At 71.6% G+C, this 7,268-nt stretch carries 6 protein-coding genes; all 6 read right to left on the bottom strand.

The genetic code is table 11. From position 1 onward, the window contains the following. Positions 1 to 177: 177 nt before the first annotated feature. The 6 genes from ACFVT1_RS11575 to ACFVT1_RS11550 all read right to left on the bottom strand — a co-directional run bounded on the left by ACFVT1_RS11575 (position 178) and on the right by ACFVT1_RS11550 (position 7,262). Positions 178 to 1,788 (bottom strand): dipeptide ABC transporter ATP-binding protein, encoded by a 1,611-nt coding sequence (locus ACFVT1_RS11575; RefSeq protein WP_389794326.1) that lies wholly within the window; start codon positions 1,786 to 1,788, stop codon positions 178 to 180. Further along, the gene (locus ACFVT1_RS11570) at positions 1,785 to 2,774 is read right to left on the bottom strand and encodes an ABC transporter permease (protein ID WP_389794325.1); all 990 of its coding nucleotides are present in this window, start codon (positions 2,772 to 2,774) and stop codon (positions 1,785 to 1,787) included. Before ACFVT1_RS11570 ends, ACFVT1_RS11575 begins: the two co-directional genes overlap by 4 nt. Next, a complete protein-coding gene (locus tag ACFVT1_RS11565) occupies positions 2,771 to 3,754 on the bottom strand; it encodes an ABC transporter permease (RefSeq protein ID WP_389794324.1) in 984 nt (327 codons plus the stop codon). Before ACFVT1_RS11565 ends, ACFVT1_RS11570 begins: the two co-directional genes overlap by 4 nt. Positions 3,755 to 3,756: 2 nt before the next feature. After that, positions 3,757 to 5,481: an ABC transporter substrate-binding protein gene (locus tag ACFVT1_RS11560; protein WP_389794322.1), complete on the bottom strand. Its 1,725-nt coding sequence runs from the start codon at positions 5,479 to 5,481 to the stop codon at positions 3,757 to 3,759. A 239-nt stretch (positions 5,482 to 5,720) separates the two neighbouring features. Continuing rightward, positions 5,721 to 5,816, bottom strand: coding sequence for an Ms4533A family Cys-rich leader peptide (locus tag ACFVT1_RS11555; protein ID WP_322110005.1), 96 nt, complete (start codon positions 5,814 to 5,816; stop codon positions 5,721 to 5,723). A gap of 168 nt (positions 5,817 to 5,984) precedes the next feature. Further along, positions 5,985 to 7,262, bottom strand: coding sequence for a DUF3152 domain-containing protein (locus ACFVT1_RS11550; RefSeq protein WP_389794321.1), 1,278 nt, complete (start codon positions 7,260 to 7,262; stop codon positions 5,985 to 5,987). Positions 7,263 to 7,268: the final 6 nt, after the last annotated feature.

Here is a 7,268-nt window from a genome sequence, read left to right as displayed (position 1 = left end):
GACCCCCCTGGGGGGGGGCCGCCGCGGCACGGGCCACACACGGCGGTCCGACCTTCTGCGTATCGGCGGGTGGGGCGAGGGCGGTTGTCCGCCCCACCACCGAAAGGGGTGAACCGTCGTAACTTTCGCACCCCGACAGCGTTCTGTCGCGCTATGGGGGCGACTGGTCACGCAGGGTCAGACAGCGGCCAACTCCTTGCGGGCTGCGCGGCGCACCGCCGCGAGCGCCGGATCGAGCGCGGGTACGGCCGCCAGGAGCTGCTTCGTGTACGGGTCCCTGGGGTCTCCGTACACGCGCTCCACGTCGCCCTCCTCGACGATCCGGCCCCGTCGCATGACGGCGACCCGGTCGCTGACCTGCCGTACGACGGCGAGATCGTGCGCGATGAAGACCAGCGCCAGCCCCAGCTCCCGCTGCAACCGCGCCAGCAGGGCGGTCACCTGGGCCTGGGTCGTGACGTCGAGCGCGGAGACGGCCTCGTCGCAGACGATCAGTTCCGGCTCGGCGGCCAGCGCCCGTGCGATCCCCACGCGCTGGCGCTGTCCGCCACTGAACTCGTGCGGGTAGCGGTCGTACTGCTCCGGGTCGAGCCCGACCCGCTTCAGCAGATCCCGCACCCGCGCCCGGATCACGGCCTCGTCGCGCTCCCCGGACGCCCGCAGCGGGTCGGCGACCGATTCACCGATCGAGCGGCGCGGGTTGAGGGAGGAGACGGGGTCCTGGAAGACCATCTGCACCCGCGCCCGGCGGGTGAGCTGCCCGGAGGTGGGCTCCAGCAGTCCGACGAGCATCCGCCCGAGGGTGGTCTTGCCGCTGCCGCTCTCGCCGACGATGCCGAGGGTCTCACCGCGGCGGACCGTGAGGGAGACACCGTCGACGGCGGCGAGTGCGGAACTGCCCCTGCCGAACACCTGGCGGACGTCGGCGGCCTCGACGAGCGGCCGCTCGTCGGCGGATGCCTCACCCCCCGCACCGGGGCTGCGCCCCGGCCCCCGGTCCTCGACCGCCGGACCGGCCGGAATGCGCGGTACCGCCGCCAGCAGCGCCCGGGTGTACGGCTCGCGCGGCGCCACGAGCATCTCGCCCACCGGCCCCCGCTCCACCGCCCGCCCCGACTGCATCACCAGCACCTCGTCGACCGATTCGGCCGCCACCCCCACGTCATGGGTGACCAGCAGCAGCCCCATCCCCGTCTCGCGCCGCAGGTCGTGCAGCAGGTCCAGGATCTGGGCCTGGACGGTGACGTCCAGGGCGGTCGTCGGCTCGTCGGCGATCAGCAGCTGGGGCTCGCAGGCCAGGGCCATCGCGATCAGCGCCCGCTGCCGCATCCCGCCGGAGAACTCGTGCGGCCGGGACCGGGAACGCCGGGCCGCGTCGGGAATCCCGACCCGGTCCAGCACGTCCACGGCCCGCGCCCGCGCCACCCGCCGGGAAACCCGGTTGTGGACCCGGTACACCTGGGCGATCTGGTCGCCCACCGCGTAGTACGGGTCCAGCGAGGACAACGGGTCCTGGAACACCATCGCGGCCTTCGCGCCCCGCAGGGCCCGCAGTTCCGCGTCGTCCGCCGTGTGCACGTCCACCCCGGCGACCCGGACCGAGCCGCCGACCCGGGCCCCGGTCCCCCGGTGCAGCCCGAGCAGCGCGTACGCCGACGCGCTCTTGCCGGAGCCGGACTCACCGACCACTCCCAGCGCGCCGCCGGCCTCCAGCGAGAACGACAGCTCCTCCACCGCGCGCACCTCGCCGAACGAGATCGAGAGATCGCGGACTTCGACCAGGCTCATGCCAGTACCACCCGTCGGTCGGCCATCGCCTGCAGAACGTCCGCGACGGCATTGGCGAGGACGACGAAGAATCCGGTGACGAGCACCAGACCGACGACGACCGGAAGGTCCACGTGCTTCACGGCGTCGACGAGTTCGCGGCCGACCCCCGGAATCCCGAAGAGCGATTCGGTGAGTACGGCGCCGCCGAACATCGAGCCGATGTCCAGTGCGCCGAGCGCGATCACCGGCGCCAGCGCACCGCGCAGTGCGTGCCGCCCGACGAGCGCCCGTTCACCGACCCCGTACGCCCTGAAGGTGCGCACATGGTCCTCGGCCAGGGTCTCCAGCATCGAGGCCCGGGTCATCCGGGCGTACGGGGCCGCGGACACCAGCGCCAGCGAGATCCAGGGCAGCAGCAGGTTCCAGGCCCACTGCTCCGGATCCTCGGTGAGGGGCACGTAGTCGGGGAACGGCAGGATCTGGAGCGCCGTGACCAGGATGATGATCAGCAGCAGCCCGATGACGAAGACCGGGGTGGCCATGCCGGCCAGGGTGATCCCGGTGAGCACGCGCTCGGTCAGCCGTCCGCGCCGCCACACCGAGAGCAGCCCGGTGCCGACACCGAGCAGCATCCACAGCACGAAGGCGCCGAGGGCGAGCGAGGCGGTGGCCGGGAGCTTGGCCAGGATCAGCTCGGTGACCTGCTGGTCGCTCTGGTACGAGAGCCCGAGGCAGGGGGCCTGGCAGTGCAGCACCCCGGTTCCGGTCGAGTAGTCGCGGCCGGCGAAGAGCCCCTGGAGGAAGTGCGCGTACTGCGTGTACAACGGGTCGCCCAGGTGCAGTTGTCCACTGACCTGCGCCACCTGCGCGGGCGAGCAGCGCGGACCGCAGGCGATCTGCGCGACGTTGCCGGGTGCGACGTAGAAGGCCGCGTAGACGACCATGCTGAGCGCGAGCAGCACGAAGAGCGCCCCGCCGAGGCGCCTGAGCAGGAACCACCTCATGCGTCTGCCTCCTTCTTCCGGCCGGTGCCGATCCGCAGCCGGGATTCGGCGCGCGGGTCGAGTGCGGTGCGTACGCCCTCGCCGAGGACGGTCAGCGCCAGCACGGTGACGAAGAGCAGCAGCGCGGGGATTAGCAGATAGGTGGGTGCCGCCTGGTACCAGGTGTCGGCGTCGCTGAGCATCTGCCCCCAGGACGGCGTGGGCGGCTTGATGCCGACGCCGAGGAAGGACAGGGCCGCCTCGACGACGATGTTCGCCGGGAAGAGCAGCACCGCGTAGGTGATGACGGGGGCGGCCAGGGCGGGCAGCAGTTCGCGCCTGGCGATCTGCCAGGGACCCCAGCCGCTGAGCCGGGCGGCGGCGACGTGGTCGCGCGATTTCAGCGAGAGCGTCTGGGCGCGCACGATCTTCGAGGTTCCGGACCAGCCGACCAGGCCGATGATCACGGCGATCAGCACGGGGCGCGGGAAGCCCGTGGGAACGACGGCGAGCGCACCGAGCGCGATGACCATGACGGGCAGTGCGACCACGACGTCGGTGACCCGGCTGAGCGCCTGGTCGACGAAGCGGTTGCCGAGCCCGGCCGCGAGGCCGATGCCGACCCCGGTGATCACCTGGAGCAGGGTGGCGGCGAGGGCGACGCCGAGCGAGACCCGCGCCCCGAAGACGACGCGGGCGAACAGGTCGCGCCCGGTGAGCGGTTCGACGCCGAGCCAGTGCTCGGCGCTGATCCCGCCGAAGGAGCCGAGCGGCACACCGCCGGTGGCGGAGTCGACGAGATCCGGGTGGTATGTGGTGGGGTCCTGGCCCTCGATGCCCGCCAGCAGCGGTGCGGCGAGCGCGGTCAGGACCAGCAGGGCGACGACGACGGCCGCCACGAGGGCCGCGCGCCGGGCGCGCAGCCGCCGCCAGAAGGGATGGGCCCCGGAGGCGGGCGCCTCGACGGCCCCCGCCTCCTTGGCCAGTAGTGCTTCGGTCATGGTTACTTGACCGCGACCTGGGAGATGTCGAGCACACCGGTCCAGTCGCTGATCACGACGTTCTTGACGGACTCGCCGTACAGGCGCTTGTAGACCGGGTGGAACAGCGGCACGGTCAGTGCCTGCTCACCGACCTTCTCGTCGAGCGCGCCCCAGCGCTTCGCGGCGGCGTCCAGGTCGGTCAGCTGGTTGATCTCGTCGATCTCCTTGTTGACCGCCGGGTCGTTCAGCTGTCCGGAGTTGAAGTTGTAGCCGGACCTGACGATCTGGCGCCCGTCGAAGACCGGTGCGAAGAAGGGCCCGCCGGACGGCCAGTCGGCACCCCAGCCGCCGAGGAAGAAGCCGGGCTCGCTCTTCACGTTGTAGACCGTGTCGGAGTAGTCGTTGGACTCCAGTCCCTGGAGCTTGACGGTGATGCCGGCCTTCTTCAGCGCCTCCTGGAGCGCGGTGGCGATCTCCGGGCTCGTCGCGAAGTCCTTGTCGTTGGAGTGCGTGAGGGTGACGGTCAGCCCCTTGGGGTGGCCGGCCTCCTTCAGCAGTTCCCTGGCCTTGGCCGCGTTGCCGGACTTCCCGGCCGGGAAGTGGTCGTACGGGGTGTACCCGAAGGCCTTCTGGTCGGGGAGGAAGGTGGTGGCGGGCTCGGCGAGCGAGGAGCCGCCGGCCGCGTTGACCACGGAGGAGCGGTCGACGGCGTACGAGATCGCCTGGCGCACCTTCGGGTCGTCGAACGGCTTCACCTCCGGGTTGAAGGCGATGTAGTTGGTGTAGCCGAAGTGGCCGGTGCCGACGCGGGCGGCGAGCTTCTTGTCGCCGGTGACCTTGGCGAGTTCGGCGGGGCCCAGGTTGGTGTCGGTGGTGACGGCGGCCGCGTCGGCGCCCTGCGAGGCGGCCAGGCGCTGGTTGATGACGGCGGAGTCGAGCCCGGAGCGGACGTCGATCCGGTCGGGGTATGCCTTGCGCTCCTCGTCGGTGGCGGCCGACCAGTGCGGATTGCGCTCCAGGACGAGGCGCTCGCCGTCCCCCTCGTTCTTGACGACCTTGTACGGCCCCGAGGCGATCGGGTGCTCCTCGTACTTGGTGCCCGTGTCCTTGGCCTTCGGCACCGGGGTCGTCTGGGTCTGCGTGGCCAGGAAGGGGAATTCGCCCTCCGGCTTGTCGAGGTGGAAGACGATCGTCTTCGCGTCGGGGGTCTCGATCGAGTCGAGTCCCTTCTTGTCCTTGTACGGGCCCTGGTAGTCGGCCCCGCCGATCAGCCAGTCGCGCAGGTAGGGCGCGCCACCGGAGAGTTCCGCGGCGAAGGAGCGCTCGATGCCGTACTTGATGTCGGCGCTCGTGATCGCGGTGCCGTCCTCGTACTTCAGGCCGTCCTTGAGCGTGTACGTCCATACGGTGGCGTTCTTGCTCGGCGTGCCCAGGTCGGTCGCCAGGTCGGGGACGACCTTCGCACCGGCCGCGCCGTTCTCCCGGTTGCGGGTGGTGAGCGTGCGGAAGACGAGGGACGGGACGTTCCCGCCGCCGGAGGTGTAGAGCCGCGCGGGGTCGAAGTCCTCCTGCGGCTTGCTGTTGAGGACGGTGAGCGTGCCGCCCTTCCGGGGCTTGCCCGCCGCGCCGTTGCCGGCGTCGCTGTCCTTGCTGTCCTTGGGGCCGCAGGCCGCGGCCCCCGCAGCCACGACGAGTACTGCGGCGGCCGCTGCCACGCGGCGCGATATGACGGACGGTTGACGCATCGGAAGGTGACCTCTCGGAGTGCTGCCTGGAGAAAGGGACGGAGAGAATTTCCGTGCAGGCAGCAACGGAGGGGATGCACACAGCCGGGCCGGTCGCCACTGGAGAAGAATGACCGGAACGCACCGACGCCGACACCGCCGCGCCTGCGGACGGAGTTCACCCGGGCACGGCGGTCGGGGATGGCCGTCCGGGCCGGTTCAGGGCTCGGACAGCGGGTCGACGCGCGCTCGGGCAGGCGTCAGCAACAGTGGATGTCGGCGACGCTGTGCCCGGTCACACCGATGAGCGCCAGCTCTATGGCTGCGCGTTCGGGGGTGACGGGGCTGCGTGACATGTCGAGAAATATGGATCACTGCCCAGCGGATGTCAACGCAGAATGAGACAGCCATCTCATCATGCGGACCGTTTGTGGGTGCGACTGTCCGGATCCGCCGGACGGCCGCGGAGCCCGGCCCGGCCGGGAAGGCGGCCCGGCACACCCCCGGACCCTCCCCTTTTCATTTCAACTTCCGGGGTGCACCCAGGCGTTGGGCCGGCACCTGATCCCGCCGATGTTCAGGGACTTGGTCTGCTGCTGCATCACCGGGGCGAGCGCTCCCGCCGTGCCACAGCTCACATGGTTGTGACCCAGCCGGTGGCCGACCTCATGGTTGATCAGCATCTGGCGGTAGGCGAGGAGTTCGTCCGGGCCGAACGTCGAGGACCCCTGCGCCCAGCGGTAGGCGTTGATCATCACGCGCTCGGTGGCCGCGGAGTCGCAGGAGACGTTGTCCTCCGTCGTGTCCAGACCCGACTTCTGGCACCAGTCCCCGGTGGTCCCGGGGCTGGCCAGGGTGATCACGAAATCGGGGTCGCCGGAGGAGATCCGCTCGAACGTCATGGCACCGTCGTGCGCCCAGCTGCGGTCGTCGTTGAGCGTTTCCTGGACGGCTCGGGCGAACAGCGCGGCATCGAGACCGAGGCCCTTCTCGACATCGATCCGGTAGCGGTACTTGTGCCCCCTGCCCGGGGCCTTCGCCGACCCCGGGACCACCTCGAACTCTCCGGACCCGTGGAGCTTCGGGGCGAGCGGATAGGCCTTGGCCATCTTCTCCGCGTACGAAAGGGGCTTGACCCGTGCCACCTTCGGGGTCGGCCGGCCGTCCGAGCGGGAGGCGCCGTCGGGGCCGTCCCGGTCGACGCCCGTGGGCTGCGCGGCGCTGGTCCCGCCGCTGTCGTGGGCGACCTGTCCGGCCACGACCACCGCGAGCACGGTGGTCACCGCGGCGGCCGCGATACCCGTGAAGGTGCGGCCCCGGACGCCCTTGCCCTCCCGGCCGGTCCTGGCACCCCTGCCGTCCGCGTCGGACACCGACGCGTCGGCGTCACCACCGCGCGGCAGCCGCTCGTCCCACTCGTCGGCCGGGCCGGCCGGACCGGTCGGCGGGGCGGAAGGCCCAGCAGGTGCGGGCGACGCCTCGAACGCCTCGACGAACTCACGCCGCGGGCCCGGTATCAGCGGCCTGGTACCGACCGGCTGCTGACGCCGGGGCACCGCCTGCTGCGGCCCGGTCCCCCAGCCGCCGCCGGGCTCACGCTGCTCGGGGTGGCCGCCGCGGACATGGCCGGTCGGCTGGGACGGGGTGTGTCCGTCCACGCCGGATGCCGCGCCGGCCGCCCTTCGACGGCGCCCGCTGCCGGGGCCCGGACGGACGCCCTCGCGGTCGTCGCCCTCGTTCGCGAGGGCGGCCTCGACCTCGGGGCCCGCGGGTTCGGGGCCTTTTCGACTGTGTCGTCCCACGCCCCG

The organism is Streptomyces sp. NPDC057963 (assembly GCF_042887155.1).
In the GTDB taxonomy this organism is placed as follows: domain Bacteria; phylum Actinomycetota; class Actinomycetes; order Streptomycetales; family Streptomycetaceae; genus Streptomyces.
Note: the sequence above shows the minus strand (reverse complement) of the source record. Positions and strands in the feature narration are given on the sequence as shown.

Excerpts from the sequence above, each read along its gene's own strand:
- ACFVT1_RS11575 (WP_389794326.1), bottom strand. The coding sequence starts at position 1,788 with ATGAGCCTGGTCGAAGTCCGCGATCTCTCGATCTCGTTCGGCGAGGTG.
- ACFVT1_RS11570 (WP_389794325.1), bottom strand. The coding sequence starts at position 2,774 with ATGAGGTGGTTCCTGCTCAGGCGCCTCGGCGGGGCGCTCTTCGTGCTG.
- ACFVT1_RS11565 (WP_389794324.1), bottom strand. The coding sequence starts at position 3,754 with ATGACCGAAGCACTACTGGCCAAGGAGGCGGGGGCCGTCGAGGCGCCC.
- ACFVT1_RS11560 (WP_389794322.1), bottom strand. The coding sequence starts at position 5,481 with ATGCGTCAACCGTCCGTCATATCGCGCCGCGTGGCAGCGGCCGCCGCA.
- ACFVT1_RS11555 (WP_322110005.1), bottom strand. The coding sequence starts at position 5,816 with ATGTCACGCAGCCCCGTCACCCCCGAACGCGCAGCCATAGAGCTGGCG.